At 48.4% G+C, this 21,043-nt stretch carries 18 protein-coding genes and 1 pseudogene; 3 read left to right on the plus strand and 16 right to left on the minus strand.

The window, feature by feature from the left end; translation table 11 throughout:
• Nucleotides 1-6: 6 nt before the first annotated feature.
• From KTH90_RS03335 to KTH90_RS03345, 3 genes are read right to left on the minus strand one after another with little or no spacing between them, the layout of a single operon-like run.
• Nucleotides 7-369 (minus strand): ATP-binding cassette domain-containing protein, encoded by a 363-nt coding sequence (locus KTH90_RS03335; protein WP_238726361.1) that lies wholly within the window; start codon nucleotides 367-369, stop codon nucleotides 7-9.
• Nucleotides 338-694: a hypothetical protein gene (locus tag KTH90_RS03340; protein WP_238726235.1), complete on the minus strand. Its 357-nt coding sequence runs from the start codon at nucleotides 692-694 to the stop codon at nucleotides 338-340. The genes KTH90_RS03335 and KTH90_RS03340 overlap by 32 nt, the downstream gene beginning before the upstream one ends.
• Nucleotides 695-1,219 carry an MptD family putative ECF transporter S component gene (locus KTH90_RS03345; protein WP_158349703.1) on the minus strand — a complete coding sequence of 175 codons (525 nt, stop codon included), beginning with the start codon at nucleotides 1,217-1,219 and terminating at the stop codon, nucleotides 695-697. It abuts the gene before it with no gap.
• 314 nt (nucleotides 1,220-1,533) lie between these two features.
• On the opposite strand from KTH90_RS03345, the gene KTH90_RS03350 reads away from it, so the two are divergent.
• Complete coding sequence (locus KTH90_RS03350) at nucleotides 1,534-2,103, plus strand: DUF305 domain-containing protein (RefSeq protein WP_158349705.1); 570 nt, start codon at nucleotides 1,534-1,536, stop codon at nucleotides 2,101-2,103.
• Here KTH90_RS03350 and KTH90_RS03355 read toward each other — a convergent pair.
• The 7 genes from KTH90_RS03355 to KTH90_RS03380 all read right to left on the minus strand — a co-directional run bounded on the left by KTH90_RS03355 (nucleotide 2,100) and on the right by KTH90_RS03380 (nucleotide 10,112).
• Entirely contained in the window at nucleotides 2,100-3,845 is a 1,746-nt protein-coding gene (locus tag KTH90_RS03355; protein ID WP_158349707.1) for an ABC transporter ATP-binding protein, read from the minus strand. The genes KTH90_RS03350 and KTH90_RS03355 overlap by 4 nt on opposite strands.
• Nucleotides 3,842-5,629: an ABC transporter ATP-binding protein gene (locus tag KTH90_RS03360; RefSeq protein WP_158349709.1), complete on the minus strand. Its 1,788-nt coding sequence runs from the start codon at nucleotides 5,627-5,629 to the stop codon at nucleotides 3,842-3,844. Before KTH90_RS03360 ends, KTH90_RS03355 begins: the two co-directional genes overlap by 4 nt.
• Nucleotides 5,630-5,788: 159 nt before the next feature.
• Nucleotides 5,789-6,763 carry a helix-turn-helix domain-containing protein gene (locus KTH90_RS03365; RefSeq protein ID WP_158349711.1) on the minus strand — a complete coding sequence of 325 codons (975 nt, stop codon included), beginning with the start codon at nucleotides 6,761-6,763 and terminating at the stop codon, nucleotides 5,789-5,791.
• Nucleotides 6,764-6,845: 82 nt separating this feature from the next.
• Entirely contained in the window at nucleotides 6,846-6,977 is a 132-nt protein-coding gene (locus KTH90_RS24825) for a hypothetical protein (RefSeq protein ID WP_275061309.1), read from the minus strand.
• Nucleotides 6,978-7,278: 301 nt separating this feature from the next.
• On the minus strand, nucleotides 7,279-8,946 hold the full coding sequence (locus tag KTH90_RS03370) for an FAD-dependent oxidoreductase (RefSeq protein WP_158349713.1): 1,668 nt from the start codon (nucleotides 8,944-8,946) through the stop codon (nucleotides 7,279-7,281).
• A 3-nt stretch (nucleotides 8,947-8,949) separates the two neighbouring features.
• A complete protein-coding gene (gene ahpC / locus KTH90_RS03375; RefSeq protein WP_158349714.1) occupies nucleotides 8,950-9,513 on the minus strand; it encodes an alkyl hydroperoxide reductase subunit C in 564 nt (187 codons plus the stop codon).
• A gap of 209 nt (nucleotides 9,514-9,722) precedes the next feature.
• Entirely contained in the window at nucleotides 9,723-10,112 is a 390-nt protein-coding gene (locus KTH90_RS03380; RefSeq protein ID WP_158349716.1) for an NADPH-dependent FMN reductase family protein, read from the minus strand.
• A 291-nt stretch (nucleotides 10,113-10,403) separates the two neighbouring features.
• Between KTH90_RS03380 and KTH90_RS03385 the strand changes: the two genes are divergently transcribed.
• Entirely contained in the window at nucleotides 10,404-11,936 is a 1,533-nt protein-coding gene (locus KTH90_RS03385; RefSeq protein ID WP_238726236.1) for a HipA domain-containing protein, read from the plus strand.
• 89 nt (nucleotides 11,937-12,025) lie between these two features.
• On the opposite strand, the gene KTH90_RS03390 is transcribed toward KTH90_RS03385, so the two are convergent.
• The 6 genes and pseudogenes from KTH90_RS03390 to KTH90_RS03415 all read right to left on the minus strand — a co-directional run bounded on the left by KTH90_RS03390 (nucleotide 12,026) and on the right by KTH90_RS03415 (nucleotide 19,923).
• Nucleotides 12,026-14,779, minus strand: coding sequence for an AAA domain-containing protein (locus tag KTH90_RS03390; RefSeq protein ID WP_158349718.1), 2,754 nt, complete (start codon nucleotides 14,777-14,779; stop codon nucleotides 12,026-12,028).
• 220 nt (nucleotides 14,780-14,999) lie between these two features.
• Nucleotides 15,000-15,197 (minus strand): annotated as a pseudogene (locus KTH90_RS25265) (alcohol dehydrogenase catalytic domain-containing protein); the annotation flags it as partial.
• 197 nt (nucleotides 15,198-15,394) lie between these two features.
• Nucleotides 15,395-16,420: a tRNA preQ1(34) S-adenosylmethionine ribosyltransferase-isomerase QueA gene (queA, locus tag KTH90_RS03400; protein ID WP_158350358.1), complete on the minus strand. Its 1,026-nt coding sequence runs from the start codon at nucleotides 16,418-16,420 to the stop codon at nucleotides 15,395-15,397.
• Between the two features lie 35 nt (nucleotides 16,421-16,455).
• Complete coding sequence (gene rnhA / locus KTH90_RS03405) at nucleotides 16,456-16,932, minus strand: ribonuclease HI (protein WP_158349720.1); 477 nt, start codon at nucleotides 16,930-16,932, stop codon at nucleotides 16,456-16,458.
• A gap of 507 nt (nucleotides 16,933-17,439) precedes the next feature.
• Nucleotides 17,440-18,585 (minus strand): toxic anion resistance protein, encoded by a 1,146-nt coding sequence (locus tag KTH90_RS03410; protein WP_158349722.1) that lies wholly within the window; start codon nucleotides 18,583-18,585, stop codon nucleotides 17,440-17,442.
• Between the two features lie 42 nt (nucleotides 18,586-18,627).
• On the minus strand, nucleotides 18,628-19,923 hold the full coding sequence (locus KTH90_RS03415; protein WP_158349724.1) for a 5-bromo-4-chloroindolyl phosphate hydrolysis family protein: 1,296 nt from the start codon (nucleotides 19,921-19,923) through the stop codon (nucleotides 18,628-18,630).
• A gap of 286 nt (nucleotides 19,924-20,209) precedes the next feature.
• On the opposite strand from KTH90_RS03415, the gene KTH90_RS03420 reads away from it, so the two are divergent.
• A complete protein-coding gene (locus KTH90_RS03420) occupies nucleotides 20,210-21,034 on the plus strand; it encodes a polysaccharide deacetylase family protein (RefSeq protein WP_158349726.1) in 825 nt (274 codons plus the stop codon).
• Nucleotides 21,035-21,043: the final 9 nt, after the last annotated feature.

The following is a 21,043-nucleotide window of genomic DNA, read 5'->3' on the forward strand; positions in this document are numbered from 1 at the left end:
TCTCTTCTACATTTCCAGTACCCGGCCACAGGCTTCCTGCATAAACTCTTGGTCATGGGACACCACAAGTACGATATGGCCCTCTCTCCCCAGAGAACGAACCACGCTGCAGACCTCCTGCATGTGCCGGTAATCCAGCCCGCTGGTAGGCTCATCGAAGATCAACAGCCGTTTTCCGCATAGCAAGGCAGTCGCCACCGCCAAACTCTGTTTCTGACCGCCGGAAAGAGCCATGGGATGCTGCTCTTTATATGGAAGCAGGTCAAAACTCTCTAATACCGGCCCGATTTTATCCTGATTCTCTCCTGCTGCCTGCCCGCACTCGTTCCACACACTGTCATAAAACAACTGATGGTTTACATCCTGCATCACACAAAAGCTTTCCTTTTGCCGCTTCCTGGTACTTAAGATTCTGCCGTCCATAGTTGATAAAGATGGTAAAACTGGTAGCAATTATTTTGGGGGAAACGGGCAGCACAAACCATTGCAGCCCCAGCAAAAGCCCAAACCCAGCCAGCCACTTAAACCCCGCACGCACGCATCCGCACAGCAGCAATAGTAATACAAGCGTAAAGTTCCATCCGAACTCTACCCAGACAGAGTTCTGGGTGAAAGCGATAATATTTGCCAATATCAGCAGGAAAAGCCCGGTTCTCGGGTCAATGGAATGCTTTCTGGTTTCCACACTATTCATTTACACGATCCCGGCTTTCCTAAAATGTTTTGTAAACATAGCTCCGGTTATGGCTGCCCCGATTACCGCGCCGATCACCGGTGCTACCATCAGGACGATCAGCATAGCCGGAGAAGATGCTGCTTCGAGTGCTGTTATGTAATCTGCCGGCATTCCCTGTTCGCTGATCTGTGACAGGAAACTGTCCCTCATCACCCAGATTGGCAGCGGTGAACCGACCATCCCCAACGAGAAGAACACAAAGGCCAGCGTGTTCCCCCGAAAACTTCCATATCTGCTCCCCCAACGTGCCAGCTCTGCCAGCCCGCATCCGATCACAAAAGTGATGAGGATGATCACTGTAAACTGACCGGTAACAAAATAAATCAGTCCTGTGATAATCCCCATAAGCAGCACCGCTCCGGGTTTTTGTACCTTGGCACACATAAGAAGAAACGGAATACCGGTAAACAATGCGATCAATCCCGGCATCAGAACCCACAACATGGGGTGCAGGCCGCCCAGCAGCATAAAAGCAGACATCATCTTTCCTCCTATGGGTTAGTTATTCCTAACTTTCTATCAAAAGAACTGCGCTCTTAAGCGCTTTCCTGAAACAGGATACCAGAAGTACAGAGTATTGTCTGTCCCAAACGGACCATTTTGTCCCAATTCGACTAATTTATACTATTTTTCCAGATTCCATCCACTTTCTCCATGACGCAATAATACTAATTTCATCCAAGCCTCTCCTGTCTTCATTATATAAAACTTTTTCCCCATCCAAGATATGTCATTTCATTCTACTGTTTCTCACAAGTCCGCATCTCCTGCATAGTATGGGAGAAAGGAGGCATACCATGAATTGTTCATACCGATTAAGCAATGTCACGCAAGATTATCTGGCTGAATTTGAATACATTTTAGATGAAATGATCCGAGGAATGACCGAGGCACCTTTCACATGCAGTATATCCTACAACTTTATTGTTCAGATGATCCCGCACCACATGGCAGCCATAGAAATGTCGCACAATATACTCAAATACACAACCAACATACAAGTACAGGATATCGCTTCAAATATAATCACTTCCCAGACAAAAAGTATAAATAACATGCGTAATATCCAGTACGCCTGCGGGGAAATTACCAATTCGGAACAAGACCTCTATCAGTATCAGTGCCAATTCGGCCGGATCACCCAGGCCATGTTTACCGATATGCGAAATGCCTGTACAACAAACCGGATTAACTGCAACTTCATGCGTGAGATGATACCCCATCACAGAGGCGCAGTCGAAATGTCCGAAAACGCACTGCAGTATCCAATCTGCTGCGGTTTGAATCCAATCCTGTACTCGATCATCACCTCGCAAAGAAGAGGTATCATGCAAATGCAGCAGCTTCTAAGATGCCTCGGATGTTAATGCAGCACCCAGCCCTGGCTTTCCGTCTGAAGTTCTACCATATGCCGGAACAGCCCCTTTTCTTTCATCAGATCCTGTGGGTGTCCCATTTCCGCTACCTTTCCTTCGGCCAGAACAACCACTTTATCCGCTCCCATAACGGTCCGCATCCGGTGGGCGATTATCAAAACCGTCTTGTTCTGTATCAGTCCGGACAACGCGGCCTGCACTGCCGTCTCATTTTCGACATCCAATGAGGCGGTGGCTTCATCCAATAAGATGACAGGTGCATCTTTTAACAGAGCCCGGGCGATGGAGATCCGCTGGCGCTCGCCGCCGGACAGGGTCGCTCCGTTTTCACCGATCATCGTCTGATAACCCTGGGGAAGCTTCTTTATAAATTCATCACATTGAGCTGCTCCCGCAGCCGCCAGCACTTCTTCATCGGTGGCCTCTCTTCTGCCCAGACGGATATTTTCCATAACGGTATCACGGAATAATACCACATCCTGGAACACAATTGCGTAGTTTTTTAGAAGAGTTTCCGGTTCCACTTCTGAGACATCCATGCCGCCCAGGCTGATCTTACCGGCGTCCGCATCCCAGAAGCGGGCCGCCAGTCTGGCTGCGGTACTTTTTCCTCCGCCGGAGGGTCCAACAAGCGCCGTGACCTCTCCCTGTTTTGCCTGGAAGGTTACATTCTCCAGGACGCCATCGCTGTCGTTATAGGAGAAATTTACATGTTCGAAGGTGATATCGTAATTCTTTGGCGTATACTCCTGTTTCCCGGTCTGGACCGGCTGTTCTTCGATCTCCTTCATACGCTTTATCTTGATCTGAGAACTAAATACCGCCGCCATATTCATGAAAGTAATCCCTATCGGTTCATACAGACGGGAGGCTGCGATTAAAAATATTAAAAACATCGTAAGCTCCAGACTGCCTCTGATCAGAAGGCTGACTCCGACCAGAACCGTAGTGGCGAGACCCAGTTTCAGGAAGGCCTGTGCGGATGTAATACAGGTGCCTGTGACCAGTTCTGAACGGATTGTAGCTTTTTCCGCCTGATCCAGTTTTTCGTTCAGGCCCTTCAGATATTTTTCCTTCTGGTTGCAGGCCTTAATATCTTTGACTGTTTCCAGCAGTTCCTGCAGGCCGTCGGTCACCGCTCTTTTCGCCAGGAAATTCTGCGTTCCGTATTTAACCTGTAACCACCGGGAAGCCAGTACCAGCACAAAGGACACCGGTACTACCCAGAGAACGGCAAGTGCCATACGCCAGTCCATGATCAGCAGTCCTATGGTGATGAGGATTGTGGAAATGACCGTTCCCCACATCTGGGGTACAAAGTGGGAAAAAGCCTGTTCCAGTGAGCTGCAATCCGACATCATCGTCGCGGTCAGATCAGATAAGTCCCGCTGTCCGAAAAAAGATAATGGGAGTTCCCGCAGTTTCTCCCCCAGCCGGATCCGCCGGTTTGCACTTTCTTTGTAAGTTGCTATGTACAGTGCTTTGTACTGGAACCAATGGATTATATAGATAAATACCACCAGCACTGCGCCAAAAGCGGTAATCCACCACACCCCGCCCGCCGGATCCGCTCCGTAGGACAGCCCTTCTATGATCTTTTCCAGTGCCAGGATCAGCACCCCCATAGGGATCATCAGGCTTATGTTCGCCGCCACGGTCCACAGGGTCGCTTTTACCAGATCTTTCGCGCCCTGTTCCGTCAGGGCATAGACTTTCTGAAGTTTTCGGATCATATTGCCGCCCCCTTTCCTACTTTCCATCTCGCAGAGGTCTGATAATCACGCCACATAGCGGCATAGACCCCCTCCCGGCGCAGCAGCGCCTCATGATTCCCCCGTTCGGCAACCCTGCCGTCCGACATTACCAGGATCTCATCCGCATTCTGCACAGTAGAAAGGCGGTGGGCGATCATCAAAACCGTTTTCCCTCTGGTCAATGTTTCAAATGCCTTCTGGATCAGCAATTCATTCTCCGGGTCAGCAAATGCGGTGGCTTCATCTAACACTACAATGGGCGCGTCCTTTAGAATCGCTCTGGCCAACGCGATCCGCTGCTGTTCCCCTCCGGACAGATAGACACCCCCGGTTCCAACTACCGTGTTAAGGCCTTCCGGGAATTTTTCCAGAATATCATCGCACTGCGCCGCGTGAGCTGCTGCCAGTACTTGATCTAACGCTGCCTCCGGCCGGGCGGCACGGATATTCTCCAGCAGGCTGGCCTTAAATAGCCTGGTATCCTGGAATACAAAAGACACCTTTCCCATCAGCTCTTCTGTAGCCATGGCTCTGACATCCACGCCTCCAATCAGGACGTTCCCCTGCTGTACATCAAAGAACCGCGGAATCAGGCTGGCCACTGTGGATTTACCACCCCCGGAAGGACCCACCAGGGCCACTGTCTTCCCGGCAGGTACCCGCAGACTGACATCCGTAAGAGCAGGTATATCTGCTTCAGGATAGGTAAAGGATACATGTCTTAATTCCACATCCGTCCCCTGTGCCTGTCTGGGCCGGTTCGACTGGGGAAGCGGCTCCACATCCATGATCTCATCCAGCCTGCGCACAGCCTCGTCGGCCTCCATAGTCGCCTGACTCGCATACATAATACGGCTCATCATCATGGAGCAAAGCGGCGTGAACAATATGTAGAACACAAGGTCCGCCAGTACCGCCCAGCCATCAAAGGCAGCTCTGCACAGCAGCATACCAGCGGGAATCAACAACAGAAACGTACCATTTAAAACCGTGGTAAAAGCGGTCATCGGTTTGCCGCAGCCCATCGAATAATCGGTCGCCAGCTTACTATAGCTCATGATAGAGCTGTAAAAGCTCTTGAATGAATATACGGTCTGCTGGAACACCTTTACCACCGGGATTCCCCTGACATATTCCGTAGCTTCCGCGCTCAAATCCTCTATCGCCTTTTGGTATCTGCTGAAAAAAGCGGCATTATTTCCTCCCATCATCCGCATGAGCAGATAGACGGATAGGATCAGCGGCAGAAGACACAATATCCCCATCCTCCAGTCAAATACAAACAGCAATATAATCGCGGCAACCGGCGTCACCACTGCCCCCACCAGATCAGGCAGTTCATGGGCCAGCATCTGTTCCGTCATCCCCGCGTTATCATCGATCTGTTTCCGCAGTTTTCCGGACTGACTGGTGTTCAGATATCCCAGCGGGACATCCACCAGATGCTTCGCGGCCTCCCGCCTCATATTTTTTGCCGTACGAAATGCAGCCAGATGTGTACACATAAGCGCCGCAAAATAGATTCCTGCACTTCCAAGAGCAAACCACAAAGCAGTCCAGCCATATCTCACGAGTCCCTGAGCCCGCCAGTAATCCGGCATCACGGCAAAAACTCCCCGGGCCACGAACCAGATACAGATATACGGCACCATAGAAAGCAGCGCCGAGATTCCGGACAATGCGCAGCCAAATATCGTCAGCTTTTTATGTCCGCCGGCATAAGTAAGAAGCTTAGCTATACTGTTCTCCTTCTTTTGTTTCACTTTGATCCCTCCTTATTCTTAATATAAATCCGTTCAGTTAGCCATAACTAACTATTGGGCAAAAAAAATATTACTTCCCAAACGAATTCACGATATTTATTATAGCATAGATTTTTCGGAATTATCCACTCCAAACCGGCAATTTTTGAATCCGGGTGGTCAATCACCAACCATTCTTCTATTCCTATAGACAAAAGGTGTCTCATTTGTTTTTGCATGAAATGCCCGGGCAAATTTGCTTGGATTCTCATATCCCGCCTGCAAAGCCACCTCCTGAATCGTCATCTCCGGATCTTCCACCAGAAGCCTGGCCCCGATCTGAATTCTCTCTGCTCGTACGAAAGCGCAGGGCGTCTGTCCATAGATTGCTTTGAAACAACTTTTCAGGCTGGTCTGAGCAACACGGAACCTGGCGGATAATTCCGCCAGGGTAAGCCTGCTCAGTGGATTCTGAGACAGATACGCATAGACCTGTTTGGTCCCCTCCACAACCTGGGGCGAAAAGCGGGGCAGGTGTCTTTGCTCCTCCTTAGAGACCAGACTCAGATAGAGCAGCAGCTCTGCAATCTTCAGTATCGAGTAAGGCCGGCGGATGCGCTCGTCAACCTGATAAAACTCATCAAAAATATGACCGATGCTGGTATTTGCCCGCATTAAAAAGACATCCCCGTACTTTTTAAGCTTCTCTTTCACTCCATATAAATCAAGATCTGTCCACGAAGCATTCTGTTTTAACCATTCCGATGCGGATTCTAATTCCAGCATAATCATTATTCCCTCATATCTTCTCAGTGGAAAACGAGAATTCACAACTGTTAGAATCTCAGGATTGTTAACAGCCAGATCTCCTTCTCCGATAAAACTTCGGGCTCCTCCTGCCAATTCAAACTCAAAACATCCGGACCTGCAGTGGTTGATCTGCAAAAAACCCCTGACCGGCTCGACTTTCTGATAGCAGGAACCCATTTTAAAGTCATGATAGACCAGAAGTGCCCCCGGAAGTGCCTCATAGCAGCACATAGTACCCCGGCCAGATTCATTTTCCACCGTCAGCAGCATCTCTTCGTCATTGACGCTGGATGCTTCAAAATGATATCCCTGAAATGCCCGTTCGTATTGCGAAAATATGTGCATAGCTATCCCTCTTTCTTTTCTTTCTTATAGCTGTACTTCCAGGTTCCCCCCTTGCGCTTCCAATTTACAGCCGATCGCTGACTCACGCTGTTTGCGGACGCTGCGGACGAATCTCCCCACAGATTTCTTTATAAAGATTAGCACCGCTCTTTTTCATAAACGGCGCGTAGAGTCTTGCAATCCTCTGCCAGAAATGTTTGTTTTCCTGATCCATACTCTATGATTCTTCCTTTCCTGGTTTCTCTTATCACGCGCCAGTTAGATTGCGCTAACTTTTGCCGCTAAAAAAACGCCTGGCTGGCAAAAATTTGTTCTATAATTATGATACAGCACTCCATATCCTTTTTCAAGTACAATTCTCTCCGCCATCTCCGACAAACTCTCGCCGCCAGCTTTGACAGGCCTGCAGGATCAGGATTTTCCGGAAATTGGAAGCGGGAACATCCCTAAAACGCGCTGACGGCTGTATAATACAGCAGTCAGCGCGTGACGGCTTCCGAAAAGGATTATAATAGTTAAAGGTTCTGTATAAGTTCCAGCAATTGCCGGATATTTTTCTTTCCAAACGATATCTGTTGATCATTGATCACCAGACACGGAACGCTCATTACCTGATACCGGTCCTTCAGAGCGGGAAAATGATTCAGATCATAGACCCCGGCTGTAATCAACGGATTGGCTGAGGCTATTCTCTGAGCTGCGGTCACCAGCTCAGGGCACATCGTGCAGGATAGTGAGACCAGAATCTTCATATTTACAGGATCTGTAATGTCTGAAATCCTCTGGGCTACATCCTCGTCGAGCATCTGCCCCGGCCCTGCGGCATTGTATAATCCCAGCACAAATGATGTAAACTCATGGCCTCCCGGTACCCCATGGAATGACAGGCCTGTATCAGTTCCATCCATGCGGCAGACCCGTACTGCGGGAAGCTCCTCTTCCCCGGTATCCCTGCCTTCGTACTCCACAGTAAGCCAGGCGGTAAGTTCCGCCAATGATTTCATGTACCGTTCCAGTTCCCGGGAAACCGGGCGCTCATCCAGATAAAGCTTCAGGACCAGAGGCTTTGCCATCTTTGAAAATACGGCATCCAATTGGCTTCTGATTTCATCTGAGAAAATACTGTCTCCTGATTCAGCAGCTGATTCCGTTTCTGTTGTTCCTGATATCTTCGTTTTCTCTGCAGTCTTTGATATTCTGGTCACCGGCGCAGCGGGATGTAATCCTGTCTTTTCCTGCATAGACGCCGCGTACTTTTCAAGCTCTGTCGCTGCCAGAGCGCCGTCGCCTACAGCCGTCACCACCTGGCGCAGATGTTTGACACAGACGTCACCGGCGGCATAAAGGCCCTCCACATCCGTCTTTTGATTCTGGTCTGTGATTACATAGCCCTGTTCATTGAGCTTCGCAATTCCGTTCAGAAGATCGGTGGCCGGCTCATATCCTGCAAATACAAACACGCCAAAAGTATCTCCCTCCGGCGGCCGGTATTCCGTCACCTCCCCCGTTACCAGATTGCGGTAACGCAGAAGCTTAAGTGCTCCATCACCGGACACGGATTCCACCTGTATATTGGTGAGAACGGTGATCTTATCATGATTCCTGGCACCTTCCGCTGTAGCCCTGGCGCAGGTAAAATCCTCTTCCCGGATCAGGATCGTTACATGTCTGGCGTATTTTGCAAGAAAAACACTCTCTTCCGCCGCGGCAAAGCCGCCGCCTACTACAAAGACATCCTTTCCGGTAAAAAATTCGCCGTCGCAGGTAGCGCAGTATGCGACACCATGGCCGCGAAACTCCTCCTCACCATCGAAGCCCACCATGCGCGGATGAGCCCCTGTCGCAAAGAGTATCCCAAAACAACGAAGTTCTCCGCGGCTGGTATGCACGATTTTGATCTCATTTTCCACATCCAGCCGTTCAACCTCTGCCAATAGAAACTCTGCGCCGAAGCTCTGGGCCTGTCTGCGCATGGTGTCAGTAAGCTCGGAGCCGCTGGCCTGACCCACACCAGGATAATTTACCACTTCGGATGTGATCGTGATCTGGCCGCCAAAATGTTCTTTCTCCACTACCACCACCCGATAGCGGGCCCTCGCCAGATAGAGTGCGGCGGTAAGACCGGCCGGCCCGCCGCCTGCCACCACTACATCATACAAATTCTCTGAGTTCATTTCCGCCATCTCTTATAATTGTCCCACCAGATCCAGGCTGGGTTTTAACGTTTCAGCGCCGGGCTGCCATTTGGCCGGGCACACCTCATCTCCGTGTTCTGCCACAAACTGGCTGGCCTGCACTCTGCGGAACAGTTCATCCGCATTACGTCCCACATTGCCGGCGGTCACTTCATAAGCCACGATCTTTCCCTCCGGATTAACGATAAAGCTGCCCCGCTCCGCTACACCGCTCTCCTCAATATAAACTTCGAAATCCTTTGCCAGCGCATGGGTCGGGTCTGCCAGCATGGGATACGAAATCTTCTTAATACGATCCGAAGCATCATGCCAGGCCTTATGCACGAAATGGGTGTCGCAGGAAACCGAATAGATCTCGCAGCCTGCCGCTTTAAATTCTTCATACTTGTCCGCCAAGTCCTCCAGCTCCGTGGGGCACACAAAAGTAAAGTCCGCGGGATAGAAGAAAAACACGCTCCACTTTCCTAAAATATCTTCCTTCGTTACAGTTTTAAAAGTATTGTCCTGGTATGCCTGGACAGAAAAATCATGGACTGCTTTGTCAATCATGGACATATCATATACCTCCTATGGTTTAAAATTAGTTTTCATTATAGGCACGAGTTAGTTATTGCTAACTAAAAAATAGTATAAGTTATCATACCGATTTTGTCAATATCCGATTTCTTCCATCTCAAAATTTTTCCATTTTAAGAAATCGAAATCTTCTCTAAAAATCTCAGAAAAAACCTCCGATCAGCGGTAAAGCTCATCGAAGGTTTTCATCAAAGTTCCTCTGGTGCATTGATTTCCTTGCCTACAAGGTCAATCACTTTCTGAAAGCCCTCCCGGTCTTTCAGCGTACTCCCCAGCGACGTAGGAACCGCAATTATGTTCTGGCGTCCAACCTGCTGCACAAAAGTGCGCACTGCGGGAGGAAAATTATCGGCCCAGACCGGAAACACCACGGCTACCACCTCACCTGCTTTGGGCTTTTCATACACAGCGGATATACTTTTACCGCGCATTCCTGAAAAACCGGCTCTCAGCCAGCCGACCGGTCCTCCCCAATGTTTTCCGTCTGTGATGGCGAAAGGCGAAATGCCCTGTCTCGCCGCCAATGTTTCTGCAATATTTTTACTGCGCCCTGTACGGGTGAAATAATAAATCTTCACATGCCCCCCCTCTTTCCTTCTCTGGTTGATGCTACATCCTACCGTAATTATTACATTTACTTACACCACGAGCATCGCATCTGGAAAAAACGAGCGGTGTAGGGACACTTTCCCTACACCGCTTTTCTGTATATTTATAATAGCAAGTTCAGTAGGAGAAGTCAATATAGAAGGACAAAAAATACACGTGTTTATGCTCTTCGATTTGAGCTTTTCTTGTCTACGCCGCGCCGCATTGACAAAAGGGGTTAAAATGGGGTATAATAATTTCTGTAAACGGAGGCGGTATGGATGCAGAATGATAAGATTTTGAATCAAATAACAGAACTGACAGCAAGAATCAGTGAGCTGCCGAAAGGATATATCTCGAAGAAATCCATTAGCGGAAAGCTGTATTATTATCATCAATGGTCGGAGAAAGGTCAAAAACAAAGCAAGTATCTAAAAGACGATGAGATTGAAGCACTTTCCGAACAAATCAATCTGCGGAAAGAATTACAGGAACAGCTTCGAAATCTGCGTCGGACTCCAAAAGCCACTAAAAGCAGTGGCAATGAAACGAAAATACAAAACGAGGTGGCAATAATGAAATGTACCTTAATGCATAAACGGACGGCCGTTGCCGATATCGAGCTTGATGACGCCACCGGCTTTATACAAAAAATCAATACTGTGTATGCTCCCGCGCATCTACCTGTAGGAGTTCCCGTGCGCCGAGGTACTGCAGATCGTGCGGCGTTAAACGAATGGTGGACGGACCGCTCTATCCCGGCAAGCCGTTCCGGTATCCGTGAAGCACTTGAAACGCTGGAACTATCCAACACAAAAATACTTCTTGTCCGCTGCTACGGACTGAGTCTTTCCGATCAGTACTGGATTTGTCCTGAAGGCTCCGGTCTCACCTGGGATAAGGTCAATTTTTTTGATAACGACTTCTCGGATGACATTGGAGATGTGCTGTTCGGAACGAATAAAAAGATGAATGTTTTGGATTTCAGTTCCCCCGATAACACCTCGGATGGTAATCTGAAGAAAAGATGGAAGATCATAGACGGCAAACGCTGCCTTGTGAAGGGCGGTTCCAATCCTTTTCGTCAGCAGCCCTTCAACGAGGTGATTGCGGCCGGAATCATGGAACGGCTTGAAATTCCTCATGTGCCGTATGCGGTCACATGGAATAAAGGTGCGCCTTACTGCGTTTGCGAAGACTTTGTCGCAGATGATACAGAGCTTGTCCCCGCATGGCGCATCATACAGACACGAAAAAAGGACAAAAGTACCTCTGTGTATCAGCACTTTGTAAACTGCTGTGAATCGCTCGGTGTAAAGGATGTTGTTCCTTTTCTTGACCGCATGATCGTACTCGATTATATCATCGCCAACGAAGACCGCCATCTGAACAACTTCGGACTGCTCCGCAACGCGGAAACGCTGGAATGGATCGGAATGGCTCCGATTTACGACAGCGGCTCCTCCCTCGGCTACGATAAGGTTGCCGGACAGATTCGCGCGGAACGCGATGTGGAATGCAAGCCGTTCAAAAAGCATCATGCCGAGCAGCTTAAGCTGGTATCTGACTTTAACTGGATTGACTTCGAACGTCTTTCCGATGTCGAAGAACTGATTACAAATACCCTGTCTGCGGAAGGCGCAAAGGAATATATGGACGGTAACCGGATCAAAGCCATAGTGGAAACTGCCAACCGGCGAATCCAGAACCTGATGCAGCTATCTATGACGCAGGCACAGGTACAGACGAATTCCACCGAAGATGATGTGGAAGAAAACATCGCACAGGATTATTCTCCGAAGATGACCCTGTAACCCTATATAAAAACAGAATAAAATACCAAAATTGCCGACGATCAGCCATTTCTTCCCGTGAGGGCGCTTTAAAATCACTTCCGCATCCTCTATCGCACCATGCAATCTCTCAACGCATTCCGAATTTTTTCATCTTCCCCACTTCCGTTCGTGGGCAGCCGCAAAACCCGAATTCCATATTTTCGGAGAACATTATCCTTCAGCTCATCCCTTGCTAACTGTTCCGGTTTATTTTCATGGAACGCAAAGCCATCCACTTCAATGACGAGAACACAAGCCTTATCTTGCTTATAAAACACTACAAAGTCCAGTGATGCTCTGTTATTGACATATCGTAATTCCTCCGGCGTCAATAATCCTGTATCATTGAGCAGATTTCGCAGCAGAACCTGCTGTGCATAAGCGAACCGGTGAAATTCTTCCTTGCTGAGAATATCTTCTAACAGCACGCGGAGGGCCTCTTCCGATTTGTATGGCGCGCTGGACTTCATTTTAGCTTTGAGCCGAAGCAGCTTACTGGAATAGTTCCGATACAGCAAGTCAAAGACAGAAACAATTTGGCTTTCAATCACGTTTTCATCAAATGTGCTGTATTGAATATACCGGATCAGGTCACCAATATCTTTTCCTTTTTTATAAAACAAGTCATGGTCTGTTACCAGAACAAACTGACGGATTGCCCTGGAAACAGCAACGTTAATCATTTGAGGGTCATCCACAAAATCTAAACTGTATTCGCCCCTTGTACCGGACAGAACCGTGGACATAATCATGGTATCCTTTTCCCGCCCCTGGTATTTATGTACGGTATCGCTCTGAACGCCGCCTGAAATCAATCTCCCAGCTTCGTCCGCCTGCTTTCGATACGGGGTTACAATTCCGATATTTCCCTGCTCCATTGCAAACTCTGGCGCATCCAAAACTTCCTGAATAATGACATCAAGCTCACGCTGATTATAAGTTCCTTTTTTGTTTCCCTGCGTCACCTGGCGCATATGGCTGCCCTCTGCCGTTTTATAAAGCATCAGAGGGCAATCCGAAAGACTTGGCTCTGTAAACGGTATCAGCTCACCATCATAATATTTCTGATTGCAAAACTCAATAATTCTGGGATGGCAGCGATAATGCTCCCGTAATATTTCACGCGGTAGTTGATTTCCATATAGGCTTATGACCGAAGATAAAATACTGTGATCGAAGTAATCATAAACAGGATCAGCGGCCTCCGTTTTCAGTTTAGTTTTGATTTTTTCATTGGTAATCTGGGGCAGTTGCTTTGTGTCGCCAACAATGATGACATTCTGGCAGCAGGAAAGAGCCAGTACCCCCGTAATCAAATCGACCTGAGACGCTTCATCTATGATTACATAATCCAAAAGATAGTTTTGTGGTATTGACAATCGCAGTGCGTGCGTCGTGCTTAGAATCACAGGGTAAGTTTTGATAAATTCCTGAAAGCAAATCTTGAAATTTTTTTTTGAGAAATTTGGCAGCTCTATATCCCTATGACTCTCATTAAGACATTGGCGAAAGAATTTCTCTGAAAGCTGCTGATGGTCATTCAGCAGCTCTTCAAAGCAAGCTCCTTCCAGCTGATGATTATGTTCTGTGATTTCTTTTTCTAAACTGCTTATTTGCTTTTTATAAAACGCTTTCTGCAATCCCAGCAAAACAGATATCTCATGCTGCCGCAGCACTTTTTGATTCCAAATGCCATATTTAATCAGCAACTTTAACTTGTATAATACCTTGTCTGATTGCTGGCGCTCCTTCGCCAGGGTCGTTTCCGCAAGAAATGAAATAATTTGATCTGGGCTCGCCTTTAGAAGCGGGAGTTTTCCGATTTCTTCAACAGCCTGTCGATCATAGTAAATCTCAAAGTGTTCCTGTTCAAGCTGCCAGGCCAATAATTCCTGCTTAAGTCGGGCCCGCTTTCGATCTGCTTGCAGCAAGTGATTTAATTTCACATTCATAGACGCAAGCTGCTCAATCAATGTTTCCTTCTTTTCTTCGCAATCCCATCCCTCTACCCGAGCAACAGGCATGTCAGCAAAAAATTCGTCTTGATTGTCGCTTTTGCCAAGCATAGCGGTCAGGAACCCGTATCCACCTTTAGAAAGCTTTTCAATCACGTTTTTGACCGCTTCGTTGTTATTCGATACTACACCAACGCTTTTCCCCTGAACAGCTATGAGATTAGCAATGATATTCAAAATCGTCTGCGTTTTGCCTGTGCCGGGAGGCCCTTCGATTACAGAAACAGAATGAGTAAGGGCATTCTCCAAGGCCTTTTTTTGACTCAAATTAAACCGGAACGGGAATATAATCCCATCCATTTCAGGAGTTCTTTCCCGAATCGGCTGCCGATTCAAATATCTGCCTAAAACGCTTTCAGGATGGACGAAAGTAAGCTTATCCATTTCACGCTTTAGAAATGCGTTTTCTTCCTGCTTTTCCGACGTGTACTGAGAGATATCTTTCAAGTACTTCAAAATACGTTCTGCATCGTTATTGCCAGCACTGTTTTCTATTAAACAAAATGCGCTTGGAAGTACGGTTTCCGCTGTACCATGATATCCGATAATCCGAATCCGCTCCCCAAAGTCAAGGATAGCCTGCGGTTCAAAAACCGGCATACCGCCAGCAAAAGGAGCGCATCCGTTTAAATCAATCACCTTGGGATTCTCAAGTTTTTGAACACGGCTGCAAGAATAGGGATACACTCTATTTCCTTTGAAATAACCGATTAGCATTTTATTGTTTTTTGCATCATGTTGAATTAAGCGGATATCTTTGGTTTTATCTTCTCCATCCACCAGTATCATGGTTTCTTTCAAATCCATATGACAGTATCCTTATCCTTTAAATTATCTGCTGAAATTTTTATTTGATAATGTCATAATTTTACTACATTTTTCCACTTTATTCAATGTTCAAAGCTCCAATATCTTCTAGTTACAAACGAGAAAGCAGTGTGAACTTCAAGCGAAACGGCGTGGCAGTTGGGGTGAAATCAATCCTGTCACCAGAAAGCCAGAGAATCCTAAAGTCTACAACAGAAAAATTGACCGTCACACGATCTCCAGGCTTTACCTTTGTCACAGCTGAGCCTATACTTTCAACCACACCAACCATTTCGTGCCCGACGGTAATACCCGGAACCGCCCGCGGCACCGAGCCGTGCTTGATGTGCAAATCGCTGGTGCAGATGCTCGAAAGCGTTACCCGCACGATTGCGTCCCGCTCGTCCAGAAGTTGAATTTATACATGGCTCCTGTATATTTACTCTGTCGTTTTCTCTTTCAAACTCTTGCAAGAGTTTGAGGTAAGAACAGCCTTTTCCCCAGATTTTGGCTCCAAAACGCCCAAAAAGCTGTTCTCGAAATTCGTTACCCAACCCCCGCAAAAGCCCAGTAACACTGCGCCTTTGCGGGTTCTCTTCCCGTCAAAATTTTTACTCACCCAATATACATTGCATCCCCGAATGAAAAGAACCGATACCGTTCCTGAACCGCCTCCTCATAGGCATGCAGCACGTACTCCCTGCCGGCCAGAGCCGAAACCAGCATGATCAGCGTAGATTTCGGAAGATGGAAATTCGTAATCAGAGCATCCAAGATCTTAAACTGGTAACCCGGATAGATAAATATGTCGGTCCACCCGCTTCCGCTTTTAAGCAGTCCGCTTTCATCCGCAGCAGATTCCAGCGTTCTGCAGCTGGTAGTCCCCACAGCGATAACCTTACCTCCCCCGGCTTTCGCCGCATTAATCTTATCCGCTTCTTCCTGTTCGATCCGATAAAATTCTGAATGCATATGATGCTCCAGAATATTATCCACCTTTACCGGCCGGAATGTTCCCAAGCCCACATGAAGCGTCACGTGGGCAATCAAAACCCCCGCCCGCTCAATCTGTTCCAGCAATTCCGTTGTAAAATGAAGTCCTGCGGTGGGCGCAGCAGCAGATCCCTCATGCTTGGCATAGACCGTCTGATAACGGTTCTTATCCTTCAGTTCATGAGTAATATAAGGCGGCAGAGGCATCTGTCCCAGCTGATCCAGAATCTCCTCAAAAATCCCTTCATAAGAAAACTGAATCAACCGATTTCCTTCCTCTTCCACCCCTATCACTTTACCGGTCAGAATCCCATCTCCAAAAGAAATCTCCGCTCCCACCCGGGCCTTTTTCCCCGGCTTCACCAGGGTCTCCCATACATCATTCTCCCTGCGTTTCAGGAGGAGCACCTCGATCCCGGCCTCCGTTCCGACCTTATTTCCCATCAGCCTGGCCGGAATCACTTTCGTATCATTAATCACCAGGCAGTCCCCCGGATGCAGGAAAGAAAGGATATCCCGGAACATCCGATGTTCCACCTCGCCTGTCTCCTTATCCAGAACCAGAAGCCTGGAGCCCGCCCGGTCCTCCAGCGGATCCTGCGCGATCAGTTCCTGTGGTAAATCAAAATCAAATTCATCTAAATGCATCATGATCTCCTCATTTATCATATCCTGTGCGTCACTCAGCACAAGACTTCATCGTCCATTAAATTATCTCCATCCGCCGCACTGGTAGCCAAAAAATCACAACGCTCATTTTCCGGATGTCCATCATGTCCCTTCACCCAGATATACCGTACCACATGCGGCTCCATCGCCTTCAGAAGCCTCTTCCACAGATCCACATTCTTCACCGGCTCATTACCGCTGCGCTTCCAGCCCTTCTTCAGCCAGCTGTCGATCCATCTCTGATTAAAAGCGTCCACCAAATACTTGGAATCCGAATAAAGATCCACCGTACAGGATTTCGTCAGAGCCTCCAGCCCCACGATCGCCGCCATAAGCTCCATCCGGTTATTCGTAGTCTTCTTATACCCGCAGCTATACTCCCTCTTATGCAGATTCCCCTGGGAATCCTGAAAATGTATCACCGTACCATACCCTCCCGGTCCATCCGGATTCCCCCTGGCCGATCCATCCGTATAAATATCCACATGCATTCCTTCATTCACCTCTTCCAACGTCTTTCATGATTGTATCATTAAGCCTTCTACTTCTCAAGCCCTTTTCTTTTGATGTGGACTTGCTATTGAGCTAGGTCCGGAGAGGGAAGCGGCGGGGGGACGGCATTGGAAGCGGGCGCCTATAATATACACAGCCTCAAGCGCATGAATCTGGGACATCACCAAAGTAGGAGTGGACAGGAGCATGGGGGAACTTAAGGGAAGAAGGAACAAAAGGAACGGGTGCCGAATCGCTTGAGGCCATGCCTTAGAACGGGTTACGCAGAAGAGGACGAAACCTCGCAGGACCCGGGGCACTGTTTGAGCCGCTTTCCGGCGAGTTTGCCCCGGGTCCTGCTAATGAGAGGTTTCGGCCTCTTCGGAGTTACCCGTTCTTAGGCAGGGCCGAAGCGATTCGGCACCCGTTCCTTTTGTTCCTTCTTCCCTTAAGTTCCCCCATGCTCCTGCCCACTCCGGACCTCCGGACCTCCGGACCTCCGGCCCTCATGCCCGCATGCTAAGGAGTTTCTGCTTTAGCTCACCTTCCAGGCGGGCCAGCTCTTTTTCGGCCTCGCGGCGCTTCTGACGGCCTTCTTCCTGGATTCGCATGACTTCATCCAGGGTGGTGATCAGGCTTTCGTTGGTGTGCTGCAGGGTCTCGATATCTACGATACCGCGTTCGGACTCTTTGGCGATGTCTATGGTGGCGGTTTTTAAGGTGTCCGCGTTCTTTCTGAGAAGAGCATTGGTCATTTCGGTGACTTCACGCTGGGCTGCGGCAGCCTGTCTTGAATTTTCCACACCCAGGGCCAGGACCATCTGGCTCTTCCATAAGGGGATCGTGTTGACCAGCGTGGACTGGATCTTGTCGGACATGAGCGTGTCGTTGTTCTGGACCAGACGGATCTGGGGCGCCATTTGGATGGATATCATCCGGGTCAGCTCCAGGTCATGCAGTTTTTTTTCAAAACGGTCACAGAGGTTCGCCAGGTCGTTGGCAGCCTGTGCATCTTCCGGCAGGCCGGAACGGCTGGCCTGCTCTAAGAGGTTGGCCAGATCCACGTCGTGTACCTGCTGAAGTTTCTTTTTGCCGGCTATGATATAGAGGCTTAGTTCTTTGAAGTATACGGTATTTAGCTCGTACATCTGGTCCAGCATGGCCGTGTCTTTTAACAGATTTTTCTGGTGCTGCTCCAGGACATCACAGATTTTGTTGATGTTTACCTCTGCTTTGTCGTATTTAGATTTCATGGCGGCCATTTTATTGGAGCTGCGTTTGAAGATGCCGAACAGGCCTTTTTCCTCTTCCACATCGAAGCTTTTCAGTTCATTCACCACGCCGGAGAGCATTTCCCCGATTTCTCCCAGGTCTTTGGTACGTACGTTGTTCAGAACGTTCTGCGAGAAATCTGCTATTTTTTTCTGGGCTCCAGAACCGTATTGCAGTATCATATTGGAGTTGTTCAGATCGATCTTCGGTATGAAGTCTTCCACCATTTTCTGTTCCTGTTCGTTCAGCGGCATATCTTCCACTCCGGCAGGCACCGGCTCTTCTTTTTGTTCCTGCTTTACCACCGGCGGAGCTGCGGGTATGGGTTCCGTGTCCAGTTCCAGGGTAAATGACGGCATCTCTTTTAATGTATCGCTCATTCTTTTTTCCTCCAGTGCTGCGGTTTTACAGCATATTCTTCATTATAGCAGGCTGCGGTCAAAATCCCGGCCGCTGGTCAGGCCCTCCTGGGCCAGCATGGCTTCCAGCGTGGAGATCTCCGCCGACAGGTCCATCAGATCGTCCTGCATCAGGTCTTTTAACAGGTTCTGAAAAGCCAGGTTGATGTTTCCAAGCGCCTGTTTGATTTCATTTTCCGTATTGATCACTTCTTCGCTTCGGATACCGTGATCTTCCAGATCCCGGTAAGCCTCCACAAGCTTCAAGGTGGTGGGCAGATAATAGCACATGAACTTCCGGATCTGGGTCACTTTGGCCGGATGCTGCTCCACATAGCTGAAGATCTTCGAAGTGATCTCCTCCAGTTCATCCAGCTTCTGAGAGATTTCTTCCTCCGGCAGGGCAACATTTATTTCCTTGACTTTGCGGATATAGTGTTTTCCCTCGTCCAGCAATTCCTGAAGGCGTGCCGCCTGGGGGTCCTTTTCCTCCATCTCTTTCCGGCGTTTTTCTTCCTCCTGCATCTGTCTGATATGTTCCTGGGTCTCCAGATATTGGTGGTAAGTCTCCTGATCCAGAATCAGACAGGTTTCTTTTTCATCCAGATATCCGACCGGGAACAATCGCAGACGGATCATCTTTTTCAAATCTTTTGCAATCTCTTTAGCCGTCTTCCCTGTGGCCGCGGCTAACTCCGAGATTTCACAGTAAGTTCTGCCATGGATCAGCGCGCGGTATCTGGTAAACCGTTCAAAACGGCCTTTTTGTACACCGCCCCTGGCAATCAGGGACACACAGCCGGCCAAAAGCAAAAAGAAAATCACAGCAGCCGGTATTCCCACGGGATTAAAATTCAGTATCAGATTTAACACCATACCCAAAAAGGCTATTCCGGTAAACGTGCAGCCGATGATGCCAAGGACAATGTTCGCCGTCCCCTTCGGCTCACGGTACCTCACTGCCGGCTGAGTCGGAGGCTTTGACCAAGTTACGTTTCCGGCCTTACGATCCTCCCGGTAAGGATGCGTTGTTCTCGTCCGGTTACGGGTCCTGGTATAGTTCGAGTGAAATTCTGACGGATCAAAGTTCTGGTAAGTTTGCCGGAAATTCTCTTTTGTCTGATATCCCTGTCTTTTGACGTCATTCATGGTCTGCTGTGTCTGTCTGCGTACATCGTCCATCGTCTGGCGAATGCCGTTATTTGCCTGGTACATGGCGGTGTTGATCGTATCTTTCAACTCATGAACTGCCCCGGATGACAGCACCCGTTCCACCGCTTCATTAATCTCCCTGCTTATATTTGAAAAACTGTCGTCCATTTTTACCTCCAGTGGCACAATTGCCGTGCCATTCCTTGTACAGATAAAAGGTTCCTGCCACCCTTTTTTATCAGTCGCAAATCTTTGGTACTATTATAGCTTGTTTCCCTTTTGGGGGCAACATAAGTGTGAAAAATTTTTTTCACCTCTACAGCAATTATGGGTGGCATTATGAACTGGGTTTATAATCGGAAAATATACCTGCTGGGTGATCGGCCGTCGGAATCAGGTATAAATAAACGGATTTATCAATATATTTTAAACAAATGGAATTCGAGGGGATAAGTTGAAAAGCCTGAAAAAAATTCCTTATAAAAACCTTTTTAAACTAACTCTGCTGTTTGCCGCTGCCTTTTTCATAGGCCAGATCGCCGGACGGGTTGTAGATTACATGCAGCCGGAAGCCATACCGACCGCCGCCGAGGGCAGCTGGGGTCTAAGCTTTCAGGAAGAAGGACAGCCGCCGGTTGCCAACGCGACTTTCGATGAGCTAAAACAGTACGACGCATACTATGCAGAGAATACAACTGATAAAGTTCTATATCTGACTTTTGACTGCGGATACGAAAATGGCAATACCGCGCCTATTCTGGATGCCCTGAAGAAGCACAATGCCCACGCCACATTCTTCGTGGTCGGTAATTTTCTGTCCACCAGCCCGGACTTGGTAAAACGCATGGTCGCGGAAGGACATATTGTGGGAAATCATACATACAACCATCCGGATATGTCCAAGATCTCCACAATGGACGCCTTTTCCAAAGAGTTAGGGGATATCGAAACCCTATACCAGGAGACCATCGGCCAGCCCATGACTAAATACTACCGCCCGCCTCAGGGAAAATACAGCGAATCCAATTTAAAAATGGCGCAGGAGATGGGCTATAAGACCTTCTTCTGGAGTCTGGCCTATGTAGACTGGTATCAGGATAAGCAACCCACAAAAGAAGAGGCCTTTGACAAGCTTCTGGGCCGCATTCACCCCGGAGCCGTCGTCTTATTGCACAGCACTTCCAAAACCAATGGAGAGATTCTGGATGAACTGCTGACCAAATGGGAAGAGATGGGCTATACCTTCAAAACCTTGGATCAGCTCGTAAGCGGCTCCTGATTTTAACTT

The sequence above is a fragment of the Diplocloster modestus genome, assembly GCF_019042245.1.
Taxonomy (GTDB): domain Bacteria; phylum Bacillota; class Clostridia; order Lachnospirales; family Lachnospiraceae; genus Diplocloster; species Diplocloster modestus.